The following is a 23,695-nucleotide window of genomic DNA, read 5'->3' on the forward strand; positions in this document are numbered from 1 at the left end:
CCGGTATCAGGCCTTGTGGAACTAGAAATGGACCCCCTGGATTTTGCCAGGAGGCAACCCCCAGCTCGAGAGAGAGGGGGCCACGGTGTGCGCCCGGGAAAGGTCCCCCGAAGGGGCACAGACCCAAGACAACTGGCACAGTCTATCGCAGCGGACCTGAGCGTAAAAATCGGTCCCGGGCCTACTCGCTGCGCAACGCCTCGACCGGATCCTTGCGGGACGCGGCGGAGGCCGGGATGAGGCCGGCGAGCGCCGTCAGCGCCATGCTGATGGCCACCAGGATCAGCGCCGCCTGCCACGGCAACTGCGCGACGTTGGCGACGTCGAAGTTGGTGTAGACGATCGCGTTGGCAGGGACCGTCAGCAGGAATGTGAGACCGACGCCGAGCGCCCCCGCCACGAAGCCGACGATCAGGGTCTCCGCGTTGAAGACGCGCCGGATGTCCCGCTTGGAGGCGCCGATCGAGCGCAGGATGCCGATCTCCTTCTTCCGCTCAAGCACCGAGATGTAGGTGATCACGCCGATCATGATGGAACTGACGATCAGCGAGATCGCCACGAAGGCGACAAGCACATAGCTGACCATGTTGACGATGTCCGTCACCGAGCCCATCAGCGCCCCCACCAGGTCGGTGTAGGTGATCACCTTGTCCTCGTGGCCGCCGTCGCGGGCGCGTTCGTTGTAGGCGTCGAGCGTCTCGATGACCTTGCCCTTCGACTCGAAGTCCTTGGGGAAGATCTCGATCCCGGACGGGTCGGCGAGGTCGGCGTAGCCGAGCGTGCGCATGTTCGACTCGAAGGAGTTCAGCTCCGTGGTCGCCATCGACATCAGGAGTTGAGTGAGCTCCTCCTGGTTCTTGTTCAGGCTGAACGCCTTGGTGAACGCCTCCTGGTCGATGCTCATGGCGTCGCTCATCTGGGAGGCGAGCTGATCCATGGCGCCCTCCATGGCGGAGGTGATCTGGGTGCGCAGCGCGTCCCCGATCTGGCTCGACGCCTCCGCCATGTAGGTCGACATCACCTCTTGGAGGTAGCCACCGATCGCGCCCTGCAGTTGGGTCTGGAGCGCTGCCGTGTCGATCAGCCCCATCGCCTCCCCCTGGAGCGCCTGCCCCTCCGGGGTGGCCAGGAAGGCGGGGAGCGTGGTCGCGACGTCCGCGAGGTCGGCCTGGTTGCCTGTGGCGTAGCCGAGGTAGCCGGTGACCAACTGGGTGATCATCCCGGGCTTCGCACCCGGCTCGCCCGCGAGCAGCGCCTTCGCCTCGTCGGAGGCCAGGAACGTCGGGAAGCTGGCAGGGTCGGCCGGGTCGAGCGCGTTGGCCGCGGCGTAGGCGACGAACCCCTCCGCGAGGCCCTGCACCATGGCGGTGGTCTGGCCGACGTCCTGGTCGAGATCGTCCGGGGGCCGCACCAGGGTCGTCAGGTCGAGGTCGCCGAGCAGGGCCGCGACGTCGAGTTCGGGCAGCGCCGCCGGGTCGAGCTCCAGGTCGGGCATCGACAGGTCCTCGAGCCCGCCGAGGTCGAGCTGCAGCTTGGACTGGTCGAAGGTGAACGCCTTGGTGATGGCGTCCTCGTCGACGGTGATCAGCGAGGCGAGGTCGAGGCCCTCGGGCCCTCCTGTGTCGTCTGCGAAGCTGCGCCCTGAGAAGACGTTGACGTCGCGGTGGGCGAGTTGGCTCTGCACGATCGCGGTGTCCTGGGACGCCTCGATGATGTGGCGGGTCAGCGCTGAGGTGTAGTAGATGCCGGGCCTCAGCACGGAGTTGTCGCCGTTGGCCTTGACGACGCCGACGATCTTGAGGGTCTCTCCCCCGTCGACGAGTTGACGCATGAACGCCTCGTCGCCGCCGCGGTCGGTCCACACGTCGTATGCGGAGTCGAACGCATACCTGTCGGTGGCGTTGACGAGCCGGAACGTCACGTCCATCAGTTCGTCGTAGCTGAAGCTGAGCGAGTCCTCGGGGACGCTGACCTTCTCCTCGGCGATCACCTGGCGCACCATGGCGTCGAGCTCTGCCGGGTCGCGCAACCCCATGGCGTAGAGGGAGACGTCGCTGACGCCCCCGCTCGGGCTGAGCACCAGCACCGTCTCGTCGAATGCCGTCGGCCAGCGGCCCTGCAACACGTCGTACTGGGTGTCGACGAGCGACAGGTCGTCCACCAGTTCGGAGAAGACGTTGGTGCCTCCCGCCGAGCCCATCACGGCACCGCCGGAGCCGAAGCCCAGCTTGCTGAACGTGGAGTCGGGGTTGACCTGGCGCGGGCCGTCGGCCGTGTCGGAGGCGAAGATCTGCGGCGTGACGTCGTAGGAGTACTGGATGGAGTTGACGGAGTCCTGGATGGAACGTCCCTCGCCCTCCAGGTACGACTTCAGCGAGCGCAGGTCGTTGGTGCCGATCCCGCCGAACATGCTCGAGAGCAGGTGGATCTCGTGCGCGGAGCCCTCCTCCCCCGCCTTGTCGCCGCCCATCTCGTCCATCAGGCCTGCGGAGGCGGCCAACATCGAGCCCATGTCGAAGCCCTGCCGCTCGATGGAGAGAGGGTACATCGAGAGGGTGTCCTCCTCGACGCCCTTGATGTAGGCGTTGACTCCGTTGGCGAGCGCAAGGATCGCGGCGATGCCGATGATGCCGATGCTGCCCGCGAACGCGGTCATCAGCGTTCGGCCCTTCTTGGTCATCAGGTTGTTGAAGGACAGCGCGATGGCCGTCAGGAAGGACATGCTGGTGCGCTTGGCCTGCGAATGGCCGATCTCCTCCCCCGCGTCCGGCGTGTACGGGTCGGAGTCCTCGGAGATCACGCCGTCGCGCAGCGACACGATCCGGGTGGCGTACTCCTCCGCCAACTCCGGGTTGTGCGTGACCATGATGACGAGGCGGTCCTTGGCGATGCTGGTCAGCAGGGCCATGATCTGCACGCTCGTGTGCGAGTCGAGGGCGCCGGTGGGCTCGTCGGCGAGCAGGATCTCGGGGTCGTTGATGAGGGCGCGTGCGATGGCGACGCGCTGCATCTGGCCGCCGGAGAGTTGGTTGGGGCGCTTGTGGATGTGGTCGACGAGGCCCACCTCGTCCAGCGCGGCGATGGCACGCTGCCTGCGCTCCGCGGGCGAGACCCCCGCGAGCGTCAGGGCCAGTTCGACGTTGGCGAGCACGCTCTGGTGCGGGATCAGGTTGTAGCTCTGGAAGACGAACCCGATCCGGTTGTTGCGGTACGTGTCCCAGTCGCGGTCCTTGTACTTCGACGTCGCGACGCCGTCGATGATCAGGTTGCCGGAGTCGTAGTGGTCGAGCCCGCCGACCACGTTGAGAAGTGTCGTCTTGCCCGAGCCGGAGGGGCCGAGGATCGCCACGAACTCGTTGTCGCGGAACGCGATGCTGACGTCGTCGAGCGCCACCTGAGTGAAGTCGCCCGTCGTGTACGACTTACGCACTTGATCGAGTTGGAGCATCGGGTCCTCCCTCCGAGTCGTCGGGCCCAAACTCCGGCAATCCTACGTTGCACCCAACACCGGGGAACGCTCAGGGAGGTCCCCCACAGACGAGGCGCAGGTCGGCTGGCATTGTTGGAGGCATGCAGTTCTTGATGCGTCTCATCGTCACAGCCCTCGCCACGGCCGCCGCGGTCTGGCTCGTCCCCGGGATCAGCCTGACCGCCTCTGACACCACGGACAAGGTCGTCACGCTGCTGATCGTCGCGCTCATCTTCGGGGCGGTCAACGCCGTGATCAAGCCGATCGTCAGCGTCATGAGCACCTGCCTCATTGTGCTGACGCTCGGGCTGTTCATGCTTGTCGTCAACGCGCTGATGCTGATGCTGACGTCGTGGATCGGCACCCAGTTCGGCATCGGCTTCCACGTCGACGGCTTCTGGTCGGCCCTGTTCGGCTCGATCATCATCTCGGTGGTCGGCGCGATCCTGGGCGGCCTGCTCGGCTCCGGGAAGAAGCAGGACTCGCAGCGCTGAGCCTCAGCCCTTGACGGCGCCTCCCAGGCCCGCTCCCCGAGGAACAGGCGCTGGAACGCGAGGAACAGCGCCACGGGGATCAGCGTCGCGATCGCCAGCGCCGCGAGGAACACCCCGAGGTCGGTCGCCCCTGCGATCGCGGGCAGCCGAACCGACAGGGGCTGAATCTTGGGGTCCTTCAGCACCAGCAGCGGCCAGAGGAAGTCCTTCCAGCTCGCGATGATCGCGAACACGCTGACCACACCCAGGATCGGCTTGGACATCGGAAGCACGATGGACCAGAAGAGCCGGAAGTTACCCGCCCCGTCGACCCGAGCGGCCTCGAACACCTCGCGCGGCAGGCTGTCGAAGAAGCGGGCGACGAGCACCACGTTGAACGCGCTCGCGCCTGCAGGCAGCCACACGGCCCAGAACGAGTTGATCAGCGACTGGCCGAGCAGCGGCGGGTTCAGGATGGTCAGGTACAGCGGCACGAGCAGCACGACGGCTGGGACGAACAGCGTGGCAAGCACCAGCGCGTTGATCAGCTTTCCGTACCGGGGGCGGAGCACCGAGAGCACGTAGCCGCCGGTGGTGGCGACGATCAGTTGGCTCGCCCACGAGCCGAGGGCGAGCCACACGGTGTTCATGAAGTAGCGCGAGACCTGGACGCGGTTCCACGCCTGGTCGAGGTTCTCCAGTTTCACGCCGTTGGGGAAGATCGCCATCGGCGTGCGCAGGATGTCCTGGGTCGGGGTGATCGCGAACTTGGCGAGCAGCAGCATCGGGCCGAGCCCCGCGACGAACAGCGCCACAAGCAGCAGCACCTGCACCGTGCCGAGCGAGAACCTGACCGACGGCTTGCGCCAGTCCGCGTTCGAGGTGATGCCGCGCTGGTCCTGGGACGACTTGGCGCGCCTGGTGCGCGGGATCATGGTGTCGGTCACGACTTGCTCCAGGAACTGGTGAGGCGGAAGTAGATGAGCGAGAACACGGCAAGGAAGCCCGCCAACATCAACGAGAGCGCGGTCGCGGCGCCGTAGTTGCCGCCGAGGCTGTTGGCGAAGGCGTAGTTGTAGATCAGCAGCAGCACCGTGATGGTGGCGTGCGCCGGGCCGCCGCCCGTGAACAGGTATGGCTCGAGGAAGACCTGCGCCGTCGCGATGATCTGCAGGATCAACGTGATGTAGATGACACCGCGGAGTTGGGGAAGCGTGATGTGCCAGATCTTGCGCCAGATCCCTGCACCGTCCATCTCGGCGGCCTCGTACAGTTCGGGCGGCACCCCGGTGAGGGCCGCGAGATAGATGATGATCGTGCCGCCCGCCCCCGCCCAGGTGGCGGCGAGCACCAGGGACGGCATCGCCCACGTCGAGTCCTGCAGCCACGGGAACGGGCCGAGCCCGACCCAGCCGAGGATCGTGTTGAACAGGCCCGTCGGGCTGGCGTCGTAGAAGAACTTCCAGAGCAGCACCGACACGACGGGGGCACCACGACGGGCAGGTAGGCCAGCGCCGAGTAGAGCCCCTTCGCCTTGCGGACCTCGCTCATCAGCACCGCGACCACCAGGGGGATCGGGAAGCCGACCAGTAGCGCGAGGAACGCGAAGTAGAGCGTATTGCGCACCGCGATGCCGAGCAGCGGGTCCGAGAGCACGAACGCGAAGTTGTCCCAGGCGACGAACTCGGGCGGGGCAACGAGGTTCGTCTTCTGGAAGCTCATGATCACCGACCTGACGATCGGGAGCCAGGAGAACAGCCCGAAGATGAGCAGCAGCGGCAGGGCGAAGACCAGCGTGCTGATTCCCCCGCCGCGGACCCAGTTCCTGAGCCGTGCTCCGATGCCGAGGCGCCGGGCTGGGGTGGTGGTGCTGCTCACGTGATGGTTCTCCTCAAGGTTGTGGGCGGACGCGCCGCAGGGGGGTCACGGCGCGCCCGCCGGTCTCACTTCTGGTCGAGCAGCGCCTGAGCCTGGGTGTTGGCATCGTTCAGGAGGGCGTCGATGTCGGCGTTCTTGTCCGTCAGGACCGCCTGCACGACCGGGTCGAGAAGCGCGTAGATCTCCTGCGTCTTCTGGCTCGGCTCGCCCACCAGAGGCAGGTCGAACATCGTGTCGGTGTAGCCCTTCATCTGGTCGAGCGGGACGTTGATGTACTCCTTGATCCATTCCTGGTTCTCATCCCACTGGGCCTTGTTGAACATCGGGAGGACGGGGGTGCCGACGGGCTGGTTGTTGGCGGCGAGCGTCTTGGCGTCTGCCACTGCGCGGTCCTTGTCCACCAGCTTCGCGAGGTAGAAGAAGTCGATCCACTTGATGGCGGCGTCCTTCTCGGCGTCGGTGACCGAGGCGGGCATGGCGACCATGGTGCCTCCGGTCAGCACGCCCGCGTCGTCGCCCTGCAGCGGCATGGCCGTCAGGCCGTAGCTCTCGGGCTTGACGCCGTTGGTCTGGATGAGCGAGGTGTAGACGTCGGCTCCGGAGGTGTACATGGCGATCTGGCCCGCCGCGAACGCCTGGTTGATGGAGCCCCAGTCGAACATGAAGTTCGCGCCCATGGAGTTGTCGCCCCAGCGCATGTCCTTGAGCATCTGCAGCGCGGCCTTTGTGCCGTCGTTGTTCAGCGTCGAGGTGGCGGAGCCGTCGGCCTTGACCTCCTGGACCCGGCCGCCGTGGGCGAACGTGTTGGCCACGAGCTGCCAGCCGCCGGTGTTGTTCTGAGTCATCTGCGCGTAGCCGGCGACGCCGGGGTTCTTCTCAGCGATCTTCTTGGCCGCCTCGCGGACCTCGTCCCAGGTCTTGGGCGGGTTCTCGGGGTCGAGCCCGGCCGCCGTGAACAGGTCGCGGTTGTAGTGCAGGCCGACACCGTAGACGTTCTTGCCCGGGATGGCGTACACCTTGCCGTCGGGGCCCTTGCCCGCGTCGAGGATCGCCGGGTTGAACTTGGACGCGTACGGCAGCGTCTGGAACTGCGCGTCGAGCTCGGCGATCTGCTTGTTCTCGATGAGGGTCTTTGCGTCGGTGAACGGGATCTCGAAGACCTGCGGCAGGGTGCCGCCTGCGAGCTGGGCGGCGAACGTGGTCGCCTTCCATTCGTACTCCTCAGGCTGGATGTCGATGCCGGGGTTGGCGTCCTCGAACTCCTTGACCTGGGCGTTGAAGGCGTCGATGGCGGCCTGCTCCGAGCCGGGAAGCAGCGACACGACGCGCAGGGTGACGGGGCCTGCCGCCTCGCCGCCAGTTGCCTGGGGCGAGGGGGATCCGGCGGGCTGGCCACCGGAGCAGCCGACGAGGGCGCCTGCGCCCACGAGGGCAGCCACGAGGGCCGCGAGAGGTCGACGGGTGTTTGACATTTCTCCGTACTCCTTAGAGGTGGTGGTTCTCGAGCCAGACGGCGTTATCGGGTTCGAGGCGGCGGTCGAGCAGTGGGGCGCTCGACAGCAGAACGTGGGTTTGAGGGGGTAGCGCCACGGCGTCGCTGCCGAGGTTGACCAGGCACGTGAGCCTGCCACCGTCGGACTCGCGTGCGAAGGCGAGGACGTCGTCCCCGTAGCCACCCAACCAGGCGAAGCCTGCGCTGTGCATGGCGGGGTGGGTTCTGCGCAGCGCGATCGCGGAGCGGTACAGCGAGAGCATCGAGCCGGGATCCTGCGCCTGCGAGCTCGCGGCGTAGTCACCCCATCCTTCGGGCTGCGGCAGCCAGGTGGGTACCGGCCTCGGGGAGAAGCCGCAGTTGGGGGCCTCGGCGTCCCAGGGCAGCGGCACCCGGCAGCCGTCGCGACCCGGGTCGACGCCCCCGCCCGAGAGGTACATCGGGTCCCGGCGCGCGTCGTCGGGGATGTCCTCGACCTCGGGGAGGCCGAGCTCGTCGCCCTGGTAGATGTACAAGACGCCCGGCAGCGCGGCGGTCAGCAACGCGGCGGCGCGGGCTCGGCGGGTTCCGAGGGCGAGGTCGCTCGGGGTGCCGAAGCGCTTCTGCGCCATGTCGAAGCCGGAGTCCTCACGCCCGTAGCGCGTCACGGGGCGCGTGATGTCGTGGTTGGACAGCACCCACGTGGTGGGGGCGCCGACGGGACGGTGCGCCTCGAGGGTCGTGTCGATCGACTGGCGCAACTGCCGCGCGTCCCACGGGCGGACCATGAAGTCGAAGTTGAACGCGGTGTGCATCTCGTCGGTGCGCAGGTAGGCGGCGAACCGGGCCGGGTCGGGCAGCCAGACCTCGCCGACAAGCACGCGGCCCTCGTACTCGTCCGTCACCCGGCGCCAGGAGCGGTAGACGTCGTGCACCTCGTCGCGGTCGGTGGTGGGGTGCTGTCCCGGCTCGTGGTGCTCGCGCACCTCCGGCAGGTCACGGTCCTTGACCAGCAGCGCCGCCGAGTCGACGCGGATGCCCGCCACGCCCCGGTCGAACCAGAACCGCAGCACCGCCTCGTGTTCGGCGATGACGTCCGCGTTGTCCCAGTTGAGGTCGGGCTGCTCCGGGGTGAACAGGTGCAGGTACCACTGGCCTGGCGTGCCGTCGGCGTCGGGCACGCGGGTCCAGGTGGCGCCGTGGAAGTTGGAGGGCCAGCGCGTCGGGGGTTGATCCCCCTGCTCTCCCCTGCCGTCCCGGAACCAGAACCGGTCGCGGGCCGCAGAACCGGCCTCGGAGGCGAGGGCCTCCACGAACCACGGATGCTCGGAGGAGATGTGGTTGGGCACGACGTCGACGATGGTGCGGATGCCGAGTTGCGCGGCCTCCGCGATCAGGGCCTCCGCCTCGGCGAGGGTGCCGAGTTCCGGGTGGATGGCCCGGTAGTCGGCGACGTCGTAGCCGCCGTCGATCAAAGGCGAGGCGTACCAGGGGGTGAACCAGATGGCGTCGACGCCGAGGTCACGAAGGTACCCGAGGGCGGAGCGTACGCCCGCGAGGTCCCCGACGCCGTCGCCGTTGCCGTCGACGAAGCTGCGCGGGTAGATCTCGTAGATCACCGCCGTGCGCCACCATTCGGCGCTCTCCGCGACTCGATCGGTCACCACGCATTCACCTCCGCAAGGTTTACCGGTACACGTTTACCGGTCAACGTGAATGCTAGGCTCGTCCTGCACCCCCGGTCAAGTGGCGTTATCCGAATGTGACCTGGCTACAGTGAGGTGGGCAACGAAGGGAGCGCCGTGATCACGGTCAGAGACATCGCCGCGGAGGCAGGGGTCAGCGCCATGACCGTGTCCAATGTGATCAACGGCCGCACCGACAAGGTGTCGGCCGCCACCGCCGAGCGCATCCGGGAGATCATGGATCGCACCGGCTACGTGCCCAACGGGCCCGCGACGGCGCTGGCGACCAAGCGCTCCAACATCGTGGCCCTTGTCCACGCCGCAAGCGGCGAGCGCCCCCAGCCGAGCCCTCATGACTCGATCTTCCTCGACGAGGTGGAGCGCGGCATGACGAAGGCGGGCAGGTACCTGATGATCCGCTCCGCCGACGACGTCGCCGTCACCGCGAAGGAACTGCGGTCCTGGCGCGTCGACGGCGCCATCATCCTCGGCGCCTTCACCTCCGAGGCCGACGAGGTGCAGAGCAAGTTGGGGCTGCCACTGGTGTTCGTGGACAACTACTCGACCTCGAGCAGGATCAGCCGGGTCGGCCTGGACGACTTCCACGGCGGGCTGATCGCGGGCCGGGAGCTGATCTCGACGGGGCACCGTCGCCTCGCCCTCGTCGCTCCGGGCGTCGACCGTCCCGGCGTCATCCACCAACGCTTCCTCGGCTTCATGGCCGCCGTCTCGGAGGCGGGCCTCGACCGCGAGGCGGTCACGCTGCTCGACAGCGCCCCCTTCTTCGACGCCGCGCTTGCGCTCGGTCAGGAGCTTGCCGCCAGCCCGCAGCGCCCGACCGGGATCTTCGCCACCGCCGACATCATCGCGATCGGGTTGCTGAAGGGCTTGGTCGAGTCGGGGGTCGCGGTGCCGGAGCAGGCGTCGATCATCGGCTTCGACGACCTGCCGGAGGCCCGCTACGTCTCCCCCGCGCTCAGCACCGTCCGCCAGGACATCCCCGCGAAGGCCAAGGCCGCGGTCGCGGCGCTGCTCGCCCTGATCGAGACTCAGGAGCGCGGCGCAGAGGTGCGGCTCAGCGTCGAGATGGCCCGGCGCGGCTCGGTCGCACCTCCTCCGAAGGCCTGAGAACGCGAAACGGCCCGCCCCTCTGATGAGGGACGGGCCGTAACTCTTGGTGCCTTACTTGGCGCGCTCGATGATCTCGACCAGGCGCCAGCGCTTCTGCGCCGACAGCGGGCGGGTCTCCATGACGCGGACGCGGTCGCCGATGCCGGCTTCGTTGTTCTCGTCGTGGGCCTTGAGCCGCTCGGACTTGGTCATGACCTTGCCGTACAGCGGGTGCTTCACGCGATCCTCGACCAGGACGACGATGGTCTTGTCCATCTTGTCCGAGACGACGACGCCTTGAAGGACCTTGCGGCGGCTGCGCTCAGCAGTGTTGGTCTCTTCGCTCATGTTCACTTCTCCTCAACTGCGGGCTCGTCCACGATGCCGAGGTTGCGCTCCTGCAGCACGGTGTAGATGCGGGCGATGTCCTTGCGGACGCTGCGCAGCCGGCTGCTCGACTCCAGCTGGCCGGTGGCCGCCTGGAAGCGAAGACCGAACGCTTCTTCCTTCAGCTCAACAACCTTGGCGTTGAGCTGATCACGCGACAGACCACGCAGGTCGTGTGCGGCGAGGTTCTTGCTCATCAGATGTCACCTGCTTCGCGCTTGATGAAGCGTGCCTTGAACGGCAGCTTGTGGATGGCCAGACGCATGGCCTCGCGGGCCACCTCCTCCGGGACACCGGAGAGCTCGAACAGCACGCGTCCGGGCTTGATGTTGGCGATCCACCACTCGGGCGAACCCTTACCGGAACCCATCCGGGTCTCGGCAGGCTTCTTGGTCAGGGGGCGGTCCGGGTACACGTTGATCCAGACCTTGCCGCCACGCTTGATGTGACGGGTCATGGCGATACGGGCTGCCTCGATCTGACGGTTGGTCAGGTAGGACGACTCGAGCGCCTGGATGCCGAAGTCACCGAAGGCGAGCTTGGTGCCGCCCTTGGCCGCACCATCCCGCTTGGGGTGGTGCTGCTTACGGAACTTAACTCGACGAGGAATCAGCATTGTTATGCTCCTGCGTTCTCAGTTGCGGGCGCAGCCGGGGCGTCAGCCTGAGCTGCGTCGGCGCGGCGGCGTCCGCCACGCTCGGGACGATCTCCACGGTCACCGCGGGCCGGACGACGGCCCGGACGCTGACGACCGGACGGCGCGTTGTTGCGGGCGGCCTTCTGGGCGGCGCGCTCGGCGCGGGTGCCCGCGACGTCGCCCTTGTAGATCCACACCTTGACGCCGATGCGGCCGAACGTGGTGCGAGCCTCGTAGAAGCCGTAGTCGATGTCGGCGCGGAGGGTGTGCAGCGGCACCTGGCCGTCGCGGTAACCCTCGGAGCGCGACATCTCGGCGCCGCCGAGACGACCGGAGCACTTGATGCGGATGCCCTTGGCGCCCGCACGCATGGCGGTCTGCTGGGCCTTGCGCATGGCGCGACGGAAGGCGACGCGGGCGCCGAGCTGCTCGGCGATGCCCTGGGCGACCAGCTGAGCGTCGATCTCGGGGTTCTTGACCTCGAGGATGTTCAGCTGGACCTGCTTGCCGGTGAGCTTCTCCAGCTCGGCGCGGACGCGCTCCGCCTCGGCGCCGTTACGGCCGATGACGATGCCCGGACGAGCGGCGTGCAGGAAGATGGTCACCCGCTCGGAGCGGCGCTCGATCTCGATGGACGAGATGCCTGCGCGCTCGAGCGTCTTGGTCAGGTACTCACGGATCTTGACGTCCTCACCGACAAACTCCGAGTACTGCTTATCGCTGTACCAACGGGAGGTGTGATCGGTGGTGATGCCGAGGCGGAAGCCGATCGGGTTGATTTTCTGGCCCATTATCAGGCTCCCTTCGTCTCGCGGGGTTCGACGACCACGGTGATGTGCGAGCCGCGCTTCAGGATGCGGCTGGCCGATCCCTTGGCCCGCGGGCGGATCCGACGCAGGGTCACGCCCTCGTCGACGAACGCCTTGGAGATGTACAGGTCATCTGCGCGCATGCCTTCAGCGGTCTCCGCGTTGGCCACGGCCGAGGCCACGACCTTGAAGACCGGCTCGGAAGCGGCCTGCGGCGCGAACTTGAGGGCGACAAGGGCGTCCTTGACGTCCATGCCGCGAACCAGATCGATGACGCGACGAACCTTGGTGGGGCTCATACGGACGTGACGCGCGATGGCGTACGAGCCGTCGCGGTCCCCCAGGAGGGCTTCGCGACGACGGCTGTTGCCGTTCTCGTTGCTCATAGTTGAATCAGTTCCTTATCTCGCGCCTCAGCGGCGGCGGGCCTTCTTGTCGTCCTTCACGTGACCCTTGAAGGTACGCGTCGGAGCGAACTCGCCCAGCTTGTGACCGATCATGGACTCGGTGACGAACACCGGGACGTGCTTGCGACCGTCGTGCACCGCGATGGTGTGCCCGAGCATGTCGGGAATGATCATCGAGCGGCGTGACCAGGTACGGATGACGTTCTTGGTGCCCTTTTCGTTCTGAACTTCCACCTTCTTGAACAGGTGGTCATCGACGAAGGGGCCCTTCTTAAGGCTGCGTGGCATAGTTCCTCAGGCTCCCTATCAGCGCTTCTTGCCGGTCTTGCGACGACGGACGATAAGACGGTTGCTCGCCTTGTTCTTGTCGCGGGTGCGGCCCTCAGGCTTGCCCCACGGGGACACGGGGTGACGGCCACCCGACGTGCGGCCCTCGCCACCACCGTGCGGGTGGTCGACGGGGTTCATCACGACGCCGCGGACGGTCGGGCGGATGCCCTTCCAGCGGTTGCGGCCGGCCTTGCCCCAGTTGATGTTCGACTGCTCGGCGTTGCCGACCGTGCCGATCGTGGCGCGGCAGCGGACGTCGACCATGCGCATTTCGCCGGAGGGCAGACGCAGCGTGGCGTACTTGCCTTCACGGGCGACCAGCTGGATCGCGGAGCCGGCCGAACGACCGAGCTTCGCGCCGCCGCCGGGGCGCAGTTCCACGGCGTGCACCGTGGTGCCGACGGGGATCTGACGCAGTTCGAGGTTGTTGCCCGGCTTGATGTCCGAACCCTCGCCCGCCGAGATGACGGTGCCCTGTGCCAGCCCGTTGGGGGCGATGATGTAGCGCTTCTCGCCGTCTGCGTAATGCAGCAGCGCGATGCGGGCGGTGCGGTTGGGGTCGTACTCGATGTGAGCGACCTTTGCCGGCACGCCGTCCTTGTCGTAGCGCTTGAAATCGATGATGCGGTAGGCCTGCTTGTGGCCTCCGCCGATGTGGCGCGTGGTGATGCGGCCGGTGTTGTTACGACCGCCGGTCTTCGGCTTCGGCGCGAGCAGCGACTTCTCCGGAGTGGAGCGAGTGAGCTCGACGAAGTCGGACACGCTCGAGCCGCGACGGCCCGGCGTAGTCGGCTTGTACTTACGGATACCCATGAGTCAAATTCCTTCTTCTACAAGAGGCACGCCGGTCAGCCGACCGGGCCCCCGAAGATGTCGATGCTCTCGCCCTCAGCGAGGGTGACGATCGCACGCTTGGTGTCGACCTTCTTGCCGTACCCGTAGCGGGTGCGACGGCGCTTGCCCTGGCGGTTGAGGGTGTTCACCGACGCCACCTTGACACCGAAGATCGTCTCAATGGCGATCTTGATCTCGGTCTTGTTGGCATCGGGAGCGACGACGAAGGTGTACTTGCCGTCATCGAGCAGGTTGTAGCTCTTCTCGCTCACCACGGGACGCAGGATGACGTCGCGGTGATCGCGGATCTTCAGCGCAGTCATCACTTGTCCTTCTCCTCGTTGTTGTTGGCGACTGCCGGGACGAACCCGGCGGCCTCTGCTGCCTCGGCACTGTCGAACCAGACCTCAGCCTTGGTGCGGCCGTACCAGGGCGACTCGGGCGTGTGGTACTTGCCGGAATCGGCGTTGCCCTTGATGTCGAACCCGGCGGGCGGGTTGTCGCCGCGGTAGCCACCGTCGTTGACCTCAGCCTCGTCGGCGGGGGCCTCCTTCGCGGGGGCTTCCTTGGCGGGCGCAGCCTTGGCCGGAGCGGCCTTGGCGACGGGAGCCTCGGCCGCAGCCTCGGACTCGGTGGCGACGGCCTTGGCCGACTTGCCGGTAGCGGGGCCAGCCACGAACGCGGCCAGCGCTGCGGAGGTGAAGACCACCTTGTCGTTGACCAGCACGTCGTAGGTGTTGAGCTGGTCGACGGCGAGCGCGTGCACGGTCGGGACGTTGCGCAGGCTCAGCCAGGCGATGTCCTCGAAGCGGTCGAGCACGACGAGCACCTTGGAGATGTCGCCTGCGACCTTGGTCAGCGTCGCGATTGCCGCCTTCGTCGAGGGCTTGTCGCCCGAGACGATCTCGGAGATCACGAACACCTGGCCGTCACGAGCGCGGTCCGAGAGGGCGCCACGCAGAGCGGCGGCGACCATCTTCTTGGGGGTGCGCTGCGAGTAGTCGCGGGGGGTCGGGCCGTGGACAACGCCACCGCCGGTCCAGATCGGCGAGCGACGCGAACCGTGACGTGCACGGCCGGTGCCCTTCTGGCGCCAAGGCTTGATGCCACCGCCGCGCACCTCGGCGCGCGTCTTGGTGTCGTGCGTGCCCTGACGGGCGGCGGCCAGCTGGGCCACGACGACCTGGTGGATCAGGGGGATGTTGGTCTGCGTGTCGAACAGCGCGGCGGGAAGGTCGGCCTTGCCGGCCTTCTTGCCCTTGGCGTCGATCACGTCAACGGTCAGATCGCTCATGCTGCGTCACCCTTCTTAGCTGCGCTGCGGACGACGACGAGGGAGCCATTGTTTCCGGGGATGGCGCCGCGGACAAGCAGCAGGCCACGCTCAGCGTCGACGGCGTGAATCTTCAGGTTCTGGACGGTGACCTTGTCATTGCCCATGCGACCCGCCATGCGGAGGCCCTTGAAGACCCTGCCGGGGGTGGCGCAGCCACCGATGGAGCCGGGCGAGCGGTGCTTGCGGTGCACACCGTGCGAGGCGCGCAGGCCCTTGAACCCGTGGCGCTTCATGACACCAGCGGTGCCCTTGCCCTTGGAGGTGCCGGTCACGTCGACGATCTCGCCGTCGGCGAAGACCTCGGCGGTCAGCTCCTGGCCCAGTTCGAACTCGGACGCATCAGCGGTGCGGAGCTCGACCAGGTGCTTGCGGGGGGTGACGTCGGCCTTGGCGAAGTGCCCGGCCTCAGGCTTGGTGACCTTCTTCGCCTTGACGGCGCCGAAGCCGAGCTGCACGGCGTTGTAGCCGTCGGTCTCGGGGGTGCGGACCTGCGTCACGACGCACGGTCCCGCCTGGATGACAGTCACGGGGACGACCTTGTTGTTCTCGTCCCACAACTGGGTCATGCCGAGCTTGGTGCCCAGGATGCCCTTCACGATTCGTTCACTCATTTCAGCAGACCTCACGGGAGCTTGATCTCGATGTCAACGCCAGCAGGCAGGTCGAGACGCATGAGCGAATCGACGGTCTTCGGCGTCGGATCGAGGATGTCGATCAGACGCTTGTGCGTGCGCATTTCGAAGTGCTCGCGGCTGTCCTTGTACTTGTGGGGCGAACGGATAACGCAGAACACGTTCTTCTCCGTCGGCAGCGGCACGGGGCCGGCCACCTTCGCACCCGTGCGAGTCACGGTGTCGACGATCTTGCGCGCCGAGCTGTCGATGACCTCATGGTCATACGCCCGCAGCCTGATGCGGATCTTTTGTCCAGCCACAGTCGTTCCTTCTTCTCGTCCCTTTGGAAATTTCAAGTTCCTACGGGGTAAAACCCCTTGTCGCCCCGACCCCCGAGGTCGGGAGTGTCGCGCCCTTTGCCGCAAGGTAAGACACCCCTTCTTCCGGCTTTCACCTTCCGAAGGTCACATCTCGCGCTTGGGCGTTGTAGACCTCACTCGTAGAGCGCCTGGCGCTTTCACACCTGGCACCCCTCGCGGAGCAACCGGTCCATTCTGGCACGTCTCCCCCACTCGACCAAATCGAGGGTCCGCGGCCGGTCTTGGCGATCACCTCGTGGCGCGCACGAAGTCCTTGATCGCGCTCTCAGACGTCGCTGCGGAGTTGGAGAGCACGATGATCCCGCCATCCTCCCAGAGTGCGGAGCAGGTGGCCTGAGTAGTATCGGCTGTGTCCTCGGGACAGTAGATCCCGGGCCCCACCTTGCCCACATCGGAGCCCCTGCGCCCGAGCAGTTCGCTGGGGTCGGCCTTTTCGGCGGGGTCGAAAGGGAACGCGGTGAGGCCGACGGTGCGATCTCCGTTCTCGTAAATCACGTTGAAGGGGAGCCCGGGGACGAGCGACCCCTGCTGTTTCCAGGAGCCGAACTCGTCGGGGAGATCGGGCATCGTCGCGCCGACGTACGCGGCACCGGCGGCGTGGAAGAGCCACACCGCGACCCAGAGCGCGATGACCACCACGAGAGCGACTGCCAACCACACCGTCTGCTTGACCGTCGGCTGCTTGCGAGCACCGCCTCGGCTCTTGGCTCCCGGCGAGGCACCTTCGGGCTGCTGCCCGGCCTCACCCGAATCCTGGGGGTGAGACATCGCTACCTCCTCGTCACTGAAGAACCACTCTAGCGGCGAGGCGGGGCGCTCTATCCGTCGTCAGACCCCGATCGGTGAAGACGTCACGCGCCCGTTCGGCCGCTCGCTTCGACGGCGGCTCGTTGCCTACTTGGCCGCGCCGACGAAGTCCTTGAGGGCTTCCTCGGCGGCGGAGTCCGATTCGGACATGAACATGGTCACGCCGTCCTCCCATACCCCGTAGCAGGAGGTGTTCTTCACGCCCATCGAGTCGTAATCGGAGCAGAACATGCCAGTGCCGATCTTGCGCGGCTCCGGCACGTCGACGTCGCCGAACCCGCTCGGCGGGGCCGTCGGGTCAGGCTTGTCCTCGTCGTCGATCGGGACGGAAAGCGCCATCACGTGCTTGCCGCCCTTCTCGTAGTTCTCGCCGAAGGTGATGCCAAGGCCGCTGTCTTCGACCTTGGTCCAGCCCGCGAAACTCGACGGCAGCGAGGGCATCTTCTTGCCGACGTACTGGCCGCCGGTGCCGAGGAAGAGCCACAGCAGCAGCGCGAGCACCGCGACGCCTAGCACCCCGACTCCGATCCAGAGCCCGAGGTTGCTCTTCTGCGGCGCCTGGTTGAACTGCTGTTGCCCGAAGGACTGCTGGCCGTAGGGCTGCTGCTGGCCGCTGAAGCCCTGCTGCTGGTAGCCGCCCTGCGGGGATCCGCCGCCGTTGCCGGATGGGTTGTAACCGCCTGGGTTCTGCGGATAGGACATGGGGCCTCCTTGGGTGACGCTGCCCCAGACATGCTAGTGGGAACGGGGTCCCGATTCAGTAGGTGAGCAGGCCCCTTGCCTCGAAGATGGCCCTGGTCGCGGCCACCTGGGCGGCACTCGGCGGCTCGGTGTCGCCGAGTTCGTAGCGCAGCCCCAACCCGTCCCACTTGGCGCGGCCCATCTGGTGGAAGGGCAACACCTCGACCCGCTCCACGTTGCCGAGGCTCGCCGCGTAGTCGGCGATCGGCGCGATGTTGTCCGGGTCATCTGTGAGCCCTGGCACCAGCACGAAGCGGATCCACGTCGCGATGCCGAGCGCGTCGAGGCGGCGCCCGAAGTCGAGGGTCGGAGCGAGGTCACGGCCGGTGACCCTCCGGTAGGTCGCCTCGTCGCCGGACTTGACGTCCAGCAGCACCAGGTCGACGTCGGCGAGCAGTTCGTCTGACGCGTTGGCACCCAGGAAGCCGGACGTGTCGATGGCCGTGTGGATGCCCATCTCCTTGGCGCCGCGCAGGATCCGGCCCGCGAACCCCGGCTGCTGCAGGACCTCACCACCGGAGAGCGTGATCCCTCCCTTGGTCGCCCGGAACACGCCCCGGTAGCGCCGGATCCGTGCCAGCAGGTCCTCCGCACGAACAGGCATGCCGCGGTTGGCGGTCATGGTGTCGGGGTTGTGGCAGTAGAGGCACCGCAACGGGCAGCCGGCCAGGAACGTCGTCATCCTGGTTCCCGGGCCGTCGACGGCCGTGACGAGCTCCCAGGAGTGCACTGAGCCCACCTCGCCGACCCGTTGGGCGAGGAGCAGTTCGGAGCGCGACAGGTCGCTCGCGACGGGGATGCCGCCGACCATCGCCTGCTCCGCGGGTGCGCCGGGCGCCCCGCGGCCGGGGGCGTCCAGCAGGACCTCGCTCATGCTCAGAGGGCCTCGTGGAAGGTGCGCGAGAGCACGTCGAGTTGCTGCTCGCGGGTCAGCTTCACGAAGTTGACGGCGTACCCCGAGACCCGGATGGTGAGCTGCGGGTAGTTCTCCGGGTTCTCCATCGCGTCGAGGAGCGTCTCGCGGTTCAGCACGTTGATGTTGGCGTGGTAGAGGCCCTCCCCCATGCCCGCGTCGAGGATGCCGACCAGGTTGTCGATGCGCTCCTGCTCGGTGCGACCCAGCGCGGTCGGGGTGATGGTGTTGGTCAGCGAGATGCCGTCGAGCGCGTCGTCGTAGGACAGCTTGCCGACGCTCATCATGGAGGCGAGCATGCCGTGCGTGTCCGCACCGTTGGCGGGGTTGGCACCGGGGGCGAACGGCGTGCCTGCCGCGTGGCCGGAGGGGAAGGCGCCGGTGGCCTTGCCGTAGACGACGTTGGACGTGATCGTCAGGACCGACTGCGTCGGGATCGCGTCGCGGTAGAGCTTGATCGATCGGATCTTGCCCATCACGGTCGAGACCACGAGCTTGGCAAGGTCGTCGACGCGGTCGTCGTCGTTGCCGTACTTCGGGAAGTCGCCCTCGGTGATGTAGTCGACCACAAGGCCGGACTCGTCGCGCACCGGGGTGACGGTGGCGAACTTGATGGCCGACAGCGAGTCGGCCACGATCGACAGGCCCGCCATGCCGCAGCCCATGGTGCGCACGACCTCGTCGTCGTGCAGCGCCATCTCCATGGCCTCGTAGGCGTACTTGTCGTGGCAGTAGTGGATGATGTTGAGCGCCTCGACGTAGGTCTGCACGGCCCAGTCGAGCATCGCGTCGTACCTGGCCCACACCGTGTCGAAGTCGAGGGGCTGGTCGCCCGCGAGCGGGTCGTAGCCAGACACGACCTGCTTGCCCGTCATCTCGTCCCGGCCGCCGTTGATGGCGTACAGCAGCGCCTTCGCGGTGTTGAGGCGGGCGCCGAAGAACTGCATCTGCTTGCCGATCGCCATGGGCGAGACGCAGCAGGCGATGGCGGTGTCGTCGCCCCAGTGGCTGCGGATCTCGGCGTCGGACTCGTACTGGATCGCGGAGGTCTCGATGGAGATCAGCGAGCAGAAGGCCTTGTAGCCCTCCGGCAGCGCCGCGTCCCAGTAGATGGTGATGTTCGGCTCCGGCGCGGGGCCGAGGTTGCGCAGCGTCTGGAGCAGCCGGAAGGACGTCTTGGTGACGAGCGTGCGGCCGTCGTCTGCGAAGCCGCCGTCGGACCAGGTCGCCCAGTACGGGTCGCCGGAGAAGATCTGGTCGTAGTCGATGGTGCGCAGGAAGCGCACGATGCGCAGCTTCGTGACGAGCGCGTCGATGATCTCCTGGGCGTCGGGCTCGGTGATCAGGCCCGAGGCAAGGTCGCGCTCGGCGTAGACGTCGAAGAACCCGGAGAGCCGGCCGATGCTCATGGCGGCGCCGTCCTGGCTCTTCACGGAGGCGAGGTAGGCCAGGTAGGTCCACTGCACGGCCTCGTGGAACGTGGCGGCAGGACGGGACAGGTCGAAGCCGTAGCTGTCGCCGAGGTTCTTGAGCTTCTTCAGCGCCTTGATCTGCTCGGAGTGCTCCTCGCGGTAGCGGGCCCAGTTCTCGCTGAACGGCTCGTCGGCGATGGAGTCCTTGTCAGCCTGCTTGGCCTGGATCAGCCGGTCGACGCCGTACAGGGCGACGCGCCGGTAGTCGCCGATGATGCGGCCGCGGCCGTAAGCGTCCGGGAGGCCGGTGATCAGGTGCGCGCTGCGGGCGGCGCGGATGCGCGGGGTGTAAATGTCGAAGACGGCCTCGTTGTGCGTCTTGCGGTAGCGGGTGAAGATCTCCTTGATCCGCTCGTCGGGCTCGAGGCCCGCCTCCTGGGTCGCGGTCTCCACCATCCGCCAACCGCCTGCAGGCATCATGGGCCGCTTCAGCGGGGTGTCGGTCTGCAGGCCGACGATGACGTCGTCGTCAGCGCAGATGTAGCCGGCGGGGAACGCGTCCACGTCGGCGGGGATGTGGGTCTCTACGTCGTAGACACGCTTGGCCCGCTCGACGCTCAGGAAGTCGCGCTGCAGCGTCTCCCACACGTTCAGCGTCTTCTCGGTCGCGCCGGAGAGGAACGCGGCGTCGCCGGTGTAGGGCGTGAAGTTGGCGAGGATGAAGTCGCGCACGTCGATGCTGTCCTGCCACGCTCCGGGAACGAACCCTCCCCAGGCATTCTCGGGGACGAGGGAATCTTCGCGGGTGGGGGCCGAGGCCGTCATATCGCTCCTGTGAGACACGTGTTTGTTCAGAGCGCACCGCAGCGCCACCCGAAACCCGGCAAGTCGGACCCGAGGGGGACGGTACGGCGCTGTGCTGCTAATACTACCTCCCGTAGGAGGGATTAATTACCAGAGGGTTGTGGGAATGGACGTGCCGGGGCGTCACCGCACGTCGAAGGTGAGCGACCAGGCCGCTGCCCGTGGCCGCAACTGGTACTCGGGACGCACGTCCGGGCCGCAGGAGCGCGACCCGAGACCGTGCTGCTGCACGTCCAGGTACAGGTGCGTCGCCGAGGAGTCGGGCAGTTCGTGCGGGTGAGCGGCGGAGGTCACCTCGGCCGCGTCGTGCGCGCGGAGCGAGAAGCCAGGCAACTCGCCAGCGACCGGGGTCGCGGTGATGCCCAGGCCGATCTCGGGAAGGTGCAGTTCCCGCAGCCCCGCCCGATGTCCGCTCTCCTGCGGGACCGCGTAGTTGACGCTCAACTCATCGACGCCCGCCTCGAACCTGCCGACGTGGGCCGCGGCGTGCGAGTCGACGTAGTTCTCGTCCGGGCCGGTGCCGAACCAACGCGCCTCGGCCAGCCCGGCGGGCAGTTCGAGGTGCAGGCCGATCCGCGGCCAGGTGCCCTTCCATCCTCGCGAGGGCGTCGCCGAGGCGTCCAGGTGCAGGCGTCCGGCGCGCAGCGTCCAGATCAGTTCGACGACGACCGCCTCCTGGGCCGCGGACGGGGCGTAGCGATGCCTGACGACGAGCCGGCCCGGTTCGACCTCGACGGCCTGGACGCGGCGGTGGAGCCTGTCGAGCCCGGCTGCGCGCCACAGTTCCGCCGACGAGGGGGTCTTCGACCCCATGCCGCGTGAGGCGACCGCCTCGACGTCGACATAGGAGGCGAACGAGCTCAGCGAGTCGTTCTCGGTCGGAGCGCGCCACAGCTCCAGGCGTGGGCCCTTTACCTCGGCGCCCGCGATGCTCACCAGGTCGCCGCTGAACGCGTCGAACGTGGCGGGCCCGAAGGAGATCGCCCCGTCCCGTGCGACCGGGGTCACGTCGTCTGCGGGGACGCTCAGCGCCGGCGCGGCCTTCGCGAGCTGGGTCTGGGCGCGGGTCACGACGTGGCCCGCCGCCGCCCATTCGGCGTCAGAGGCGGTGACGGCCTCGACGGTGCGCCACAGTTCGCCGTCGTGGGGCTCGAAGCCGGGCAGCGAGACCGTGATGCTCTCCCCCGGCGCTACGGCCGGCACCGTCAACTCGCCGGTGCCGATCTGGCGGCCGTCGAGCTCGTCGCGCCACACGAAGCGCAGGTCGGTGGTGTCGCCGTCGTGGCGGCGGTTCTCGACGGTGACCGAGCCGCCGTCGATGGTGACCTTGACGGGCGTCGTGACGGCGGCGAACTCGGCGAGCATCGGGGTGGGGGTGCCGTCGGAGAGAAGCAGGCCGTCGCAGACGAAGGATCCGTCGTGGATCTCCTCGCCGAAGTCGCCTCCATAGCCGAAGAACTCGGTGCCTTCCGGGGTAGTGGTGCGCAGCCCGTGGTCGCGCCACTCCCAGATGAAGCCGCCGTGCCACTGGGGAAGCGTGTCGAAGACGCGCTCGTACTCAGCCAGCGCCCCCGCGCCGTTGCCCATCGCGTGCTCGTACTCGCACAGGATCATGGGCCGCTTCGCGAGCTCGGCGTTGCGCCCCGCGACGGCGTGCGGATGCGTGCCGGTGCCCGCCGCCATGTCCTCCATCTGTTCGACCGGCGGGTACATCCGGGAGACGATGTCGGTGTAGAAGCCGTCGTAGTCCGGCTCGTAGTGCACCGGGCGCTCCGGGTCACGGCGGTGCACCCATGCGGCCATCGCGGCCGCGTTCTGGCCGGTGCCCGCCTCGTTGCCGAGCGACCAGGACACGATCGACGGGTGGTTCTTGTCGCGCTCGACAGTGCGCTCGATGCGGTCGAGGAGCGCCTCGCGCCAGCGGGGGTCGTCGGTCGGGTTCTCGGTCCAGCCGCCGTCGCGCTGGAAGCCGTGGGTCTCCAGGTCGCACTCGTCGATCACCCAGAAGCCGAGCTCGTCTGTCAGGTCGAAGAAGGTGGGGTGCGGCGGGTAGTGCGACGTGCGGATCGCGTTGATGTTTGCGCGCTTCATCAGCAGCAGTTGCTCGCGCACGGCGACGGCGTCGAAGACGCGGCCGTTGTCTGGGTCGTACTCGTGCCGGTTGACGCCGCGCAGCCGGAGCTTGCGGCCGTTGACGCGCCACTGGTGCCCGACGACCTCGATGCGGCGGAAGCCGATCTGCAGGCTGCGGGTCTCGGCCGCGTTGCGCACGGTTGCCTCGTACCGGCGGGGCCGGTCGGCGCTCCAGGGCGCGACCTCGCCGACGGGGATCGCCGCGACCTCGGAGGGAGAGGCAAAGGTGGTCTCGACGCCGAGTTCGGGCACCGAGACGGTGATCGGGTAGCCCGAGGCCCCGGCGCGGAGTTCGGGAAGCAGCACGCCCTGCCCGGTGGCCGGGTCGTAGTCGGCGCGCAGCCAGACGTCCTCGATGCCGTCGGCCGGGCGGAAGAGCAGCGTCACCTCGCGGAAGATGCCCGGCAGCCACCACTGGTCCTGGTCCTCCAGGTAGGTCGCGGCCGACCACTGGTGCACGCGCACGTGCAGCACGTTGCGACCGGGGCGGATCTCGTCGGTGACGTCGAGTTCCTGCGCGAGGCGACTGCCCCGCACGACGCCGACCTGGGTGCCGTTGAGGGTGACGATCGCGAGCGACTCGACGCCGTCGAAGCGCAGCAGCACCCGCTCGCCGCGCTCCTCGGGCACGTCGAAGGCGATCCGGTAGTCGCCGGTGGGGTTCTCGTCGGGCACGAACGGCGGCTCGACGGGGAAGGGGTAGTTGATGTTGGTGTAGATCGGCCTGCCCCACTCCTCGCGGCCCTGCAGCACCCAGTGGCTCGGCACCTTGATCTCGTCCCAGCCCGAGTCGTCGAGGTCGACGGCGGCCCCGTCGGCGGGCGCGAGGTCGGGACGCCCGGAGAACAGGAACCGCCAGGTGCCGCTCAGGTCGAGCTCTGCGGCGTCCGAGGCGAGCCGCGAGCGGGGTGCGACGCGGCGCCCGGCTCCGGGGGAGAACGAGGTGATTTCGGACACTGGTGGATCCTCCTTGGTGAGCGCCTTCGCGGGCCGGGACGTGGGAAC

General features: G+C 67.6%; 23 protein-coding genes and 1 pseudogene. 3 read left to right on the forward strand and 21 right to left on the reverse strand.

The window, feature by feature from the left end; translation table 11 throughout:
• Positions 1–181: 181 nt before the first annotated feature.
• Entirely contained in the window at positions 182–3,448 is a 3,267-nt protein-coding gene (locus BW730_RS08855) for an ABC transporter ATP-binding protein/permease (protein WP_077685921.1), read from the reverse strand.
• Between the two features lie 134 nt (positions 3,449–3,582).
• Here BW730_RS08855 and BW730_RS08860 point away from each other — a divergent pair, with 134 nt between their 5' ends.
• Positions 3,583–3,963 carry a phage holin family protein gene (locus BW730_RS08860; RefSeq protein ID WP_226997211.1) on the forward strand — a complete coding sequence of 127 codons (381 nt, stop codon included), beginning with the start codon at positions 3,583–3,585 and terminating at the stop codon, positions 3,961–3,963.
• Positions 3,964–4,064: 101 nt separating this feature from the next.
• On the opposite strand, the pseudogene BW730_RS20160 reads toward BW730_RS08860, so the two are convergent.
• Both BW730_RS20160 and BW730_RS19280 read right to left on the reverse strand, forming a co-directional pair.
• Positions 4,065–4,877 (reverse strand): annotated as a pseudogene (locus tag BW730_RS20160) (carbohydrate ABC transporter permease); the annotation flags it as partial.
• Between the two features lie 8 nt (positions 4,878–4,885).
• Positions 4,886–5,422 (reverse strand): carbohydrate ABC transporter permease, encoded by a 537-nt coding sequence (locus BW730_RS19280; protein WP_226997165.1) that lies wholly within the window; start codon positions 5,420–5,422, stop codon positions 4,886–4,888.
• Between the two features lie 240 nt (positions 5,423–5,662).
• On the opposite strand from BW730_RS19280, the gene BW730_RS19285 reads away from it, so the two are divergent.
• Positions 5,663–5,824: a hypothetical protein gene (locus tag BW730_RS19285; RefSeq protein WP_226997166.1), complete on the forward strand. Its 162-nt coding sequence runs from the start codon at positions 5,663–5,665 to the stop codon at positions 5,822–5,824.
• Between the two features lie 61 nt (positions 5,825–5,885).
• On the opposite strand, the gene BW730_RS08875 is transcribed toward BW730_RS19285, so the two are convergent.
• Positions 5,886–7,292 (reverse strand): extracellular solute-binding protein, encoded by a 1,407-nt coding sequence (locus BW730_RS08875; RefSeq protein WP_077685923.1) that lies wholly within the window; start codon positions 7,290–7,292, stop codon positions 5,886–5,888.
• Between the two features lie 13 nt (positions 7,293–7,305).
• Positions 7,306–8,955, reverse strand: a complete 1,650-nt coding sequence (locus BW730_RS08880; RefSeq protein ID WP_226997167.1) for a glycoside hydrolase family 13 protein — start codon at positions 8,953–8,955, stop codon at positions 7,306–7,308.
• Positions 8,956–9,093: 138 nt separating this feature from the next.
• On the opposite strand from BW730_RS08880, the gene BW730_RS08885 reads away from it, so the two are divergent.
• Complete coding sequence (locus BW730_RS08885; RefSeq protein ID WP_077685925.1) at positions 9,094–10,104, forward strand: LacI family DNA-binding transcriptional regulator; 1,011 nt, start codon at positions 9,094–9,096, stop codon at positions 10,102–10,104.
• 54 nt (positions 10,105–10,158) lie between these two features.
• On the opposite strand, the gene rpsQ is transcribed toward BW730_RS08885, so the two are convergent.
• The 16 genes from rpsQ to BW730_RS08965 all read right to left on the reverse strand — a co-directional run bounded on the left by rpsQ (position 10,159) and on the right by BW730_RS08965 (position 23,647).
• Positions 10,159–10,434, reverse strand: coding sequence for a 30S ribosomal protein S17 (rpsQ, locus tag BW730_RS08890; protein WP_077685926.1), 276 nt, complete (start codon positions 10,432–10,434; stop codon positions 10,159–10,161).
• 2 nt (positions 10,435–10,436) lie between these two features.
• Positions 10,437–10,670, reverse strand: a complete 234-nt coding sequence (gene rpmC, locus BW730_RS08895) for a 50S ribosomal protein L29 (RefSeq protein ID WP_077685927.1) — start codon at positions 10,668–10,670, stop codon at positions 10,437–10,439.
• On the reverse strand, positions 10,670–11,089 hold the full coding sequence (rplP, locus tag BW730_RS08900; protein ID WP_077685928.1) for a 50S ribosomal protein L16: 420 nt from the start codon (positions 11,087–11,089) through the stop codon (positions 10,670–10,672). The genes rpmC and rplP overlap by 1 nt, the downstream gene beginning before the upstream one ends.
• Positions 11,090–11,091: 2 nt before the next feature.
• Positions 11,092–11,901, reverse strand: coding sequence for a 30S ribosomal protein S3 (gene rpsC, locus BW730_RS08905; protein WP_077685929.1), 810 nt, complete (start codon positions 11,899–11,901; stop codon positions 11,092–11,094).
• Between the two features lie 2 nt (positions 11,902–11,903).
• Entirely contained in the window at positions 11,904–12,305 is a 402-nt protein-coding gene (rplV, locus tag BW730_RS08910) for a 50S ribosomal protein L22 (RefSeq protein ID WP_077685930.1), read from the reverse strand.
• A gap of 27 nt (positions 12,306–12,332) precedes the next feature.
• Positions 12,333–12,614 (reverse strand): 30S ribosomal protein S19, encoded by a 282-nt coding sequence (rpsS, locus tag BW730_RS08915; RefSeq protein WP_077347785.1) that lies wholly within the window; start codon positions 12,612–12,614, stop codon positions 12,333–12,335.
• A gap of 18 nt (positions 12,615–12,632) precedes the next feature.
• The gene (rplB, locus tag BW730_RS08920; protein WP_077685931.1) at positions 12,633–13,469 is read right to left on the reverse strand and encodes a 50S ribosomal protein L2; all 837 of its coding nucleotides are present in this window, start codon (positions 13,467–13,469) and stop codon (positions 12,633–12,635) included.
• Between the two features lie 35 nt (positions 13,470–13,504).
• The gene (rplW, locus tag BW730_RS08925; RefSeq protein ID WP_077685932.1) at positions 13,505–13,813 is read right to left on the reverse strand and encodes a 50S ribosomal protein L23; all 309 of its coding nucleotides are present in this window, start codon (positions 13,811–13,813) and stop codon (positions 13,505–13,507) included.
• Positions 13,813–14,784 (reverse strand): 50S ribosomal protein L4, sunset domain variant, encoded by a 972-nt coding sequence (gene rplD / locus BW730_RS08930; RefSeq protein WP_077685933.1) that lies wholly within the window; start codon positions 14,782–14,784, stop codon positions 13,813–13,815. Before rplD ends, rplW begins: the two co-directional genes overlap by 1 nt.
• The gene (gene rplC / locus BW730_RS08935; RefSeq protein WP_077685934.1) at positions 14,781–15,437 is read right to left on the reverse strand and encodes a 50S ribosomal protein L3; all 657 of its coding nucleotides are present in this window, start codon (positions 15,435–15,437) and stop codon (positions 14,781–14,783) included. Before rplC ends, rplD begins: the two co-directional genes overlap by 4 nt.
• Before the next feature lie 11 nt (positions 15,438–15,448).
• Positions 15,449–15,760, reverse strand: coding sequence for a 30S ribosomal protein S10 (gene rpsJ / locus BW730_RS08940; RefSeq protein WP_015071250.1), 312 nt, complete (start codon positions 15,758–15,760; stop codon positions 15,449–15,451).
• A 288-nt stretch (positions 15,761–16,048) separates the two neighbouring features.
• Positions 16,049–16,588, reverse strand: coding sequence for a hypothetical protein (locus BW730_RS08945; protein WP_077685935.1), 540 nt, complete (start codon positions 16,586–16,588; stop codon positions 16,049–16,051).
• A gap of 126 nt (positions 16,589–16,714) precedes the next feature.
• Positions 16,715–17,329 (reverse strand): hypothetical protein, encoded by a 615-nt coding sequence (locus tag BW730_RS08950; RefSeq protein WP_077685936.1) that lies wholly within the window; start codon positions 17,327–17,329, stop codon positions 16,715–16,717.
• A gap of 55 nt (positions 17,330–17,384) precedes the next feature.
• Positions 17,385–18,242, reverse strand: a complete 858-nt coding sequence (gene pflA, locus BW730_RS08955; RefSeq protein ID WP_077685937.1) for a pyruvate formate-lyase-activating protein — start codon at positions 18,240–18,242, stop codon at positions 17,385–17,387.
• A gap of 2 nt (positions 18,243–18,244) precedes the next feature.
• Positions 18,245–20,518, reverse strand: a complete 2,274-nt coding sequence (gene pflB / locus BW730_RS08960) for a formate C-acetyltransferase (RefSeq protein WP_077685938.1) — start codon at positions 20,516–20,518, stop codon at positions 18,245–18,247.
• Between the two features lie 162 nt (positions 20,519–20,680).
• Positions 20,681–23,647, reverse strand: a complete 2,967-nt coding sequence (locus BW730_RS08965; protein ID WP_193432373.1) for a glycoside hydrolase family 2 TIM barrel-domain containing protein — start codon at positions 23,645–23,647, stop codon at positions 20,681–20,683.
• Positions 23,648–23,695 lie beyond the last annotated feature (48 nt).

The organism is Tessaracoccus aquimaris (assembly GCF_001997345.1).
Taxonomy (GTDB): Bacteria; Actinomycetota; Actinomycetes; order Propionibacteriales; family Propionibacteriaceae; genus Arachnia; species Arachnia aquimaris.

Coding starts and splice junctions, on each gene's coding strand:
- BW730_RS08855 (WP_077685921.1), bottom strand. CDS start 3,448: ATGCTCCAACTCGATCAAGTGCGTAAGTCGTACACGACGGGCGACTTC.
- BW730_RS08860 (WP_226997211.1), top strand. CDS start 3,583: ATGCGTCTCATCGTCACAGCCCTCGCCACGGCCGCCGCGGTCTGGCTC.
- BW730_RS19285 (WP_226997166.1), top strand. CDS start 5,663: ATGATCACCGACCTGACGATCGGGAGCCAGGAGAACAGCCCGAAGATG.
- BW730_RS08875 (WP_077685923.1), bottom strand. CDS start 7,292: ATGTCAAACACCCGTCGACCTCTCGCGGCCCTCGTGGCTGCCCTCGTG.
- rpsQ (WP_077685926.1), bottom strand. CDS start 10,434: ATGAGCGAAGAGACCAACACTGCTGAGCGCAGCCGCCGCAAGGTCCTT.
- rpmC (WP_077685927.1), bottom strand. CDS start 10,670: ATGAGCAAGAACCTCGCCGCACACGACCTGCGTGGTCTGTCGCGTGAT.
- rplP (WP_077685928.1), bottom strand. CDS start 11,089: ATGCTGATTCCTCGTCGAGTTAAGTTCCGTAAGCAGCACCACCCCAAG.
- rpsC (WP_077685929.1), bottom strand. CDS start 11,901: ATGGGCCAGAAAATCAACCCGATCGGCTTCCGCCTCGGCATCACCACC.
- rplV (WP_077685930.1), bottom strand. CDS start 12,305: ATGAGCAACGAGAACGGCAACAGCCGTCGTCGCGAAGCCCTCCTGGGG.
- rpsS (WP_077347785.1), bottom strand. CDS start 12,614: ATGCCACGCAGCCTTAAGAAGGGCCCCTTCGTCGATGACCACCTGTTC.
- rplB (WP_077685931.1), bottom strand. CDS start 13,469: ATGGGTATCCGTAAGTACAAGCCGACTACGCCGGGCCGTCGCGGCTCG.
- rplW (WP_077685932.1), bottom strand. CDS start 13,813: ATGACTGCGCTGAAGATCCGCGATCACCGCGACGTCATCCTGCGTCCC.
- rplD (WP_077685933.1), bottom strand. CDS start 14,784: ATGAGCGATCTGACCGTTGACGTGATCGACGCCAAGGGCAAGAAGGCC.
- rplC (WP_077685934.1), bottom strand. CDS start 15,437: ATGAGTGAACGAATCGTGAAGGGCATCCTGGGCACCAAGCTCGGCATG.
- BW730_RS08945 (WP_077685935.1), bottom strand. CDS start 16,588: ATGTCTCACCCCCAGGATTCGGGTGAGGCCGGGCAGCAGCCCGAAGGT.
- BW730_RS08950 (WP_077685936.1), bottom strand. CDS start 17,329: ATGTCCTATCCGCAGAACCCAGGCGGTTACAACCCATCCGGCAACGGC.
- pflA (WP_077685937.1), bottom strand. CDS start 18,242: ATGAGCGAGGTCCTGCTGGACGCCCCCGGCCGCGGGGCGCCCGGCGCA.
- pflB (WP_077685938.1), bottom strand. CDS start 20,518: ATGACGGCCTCGGCCCCCACCCGCGAAGATTCCCTCGTCCCCGAGAAT.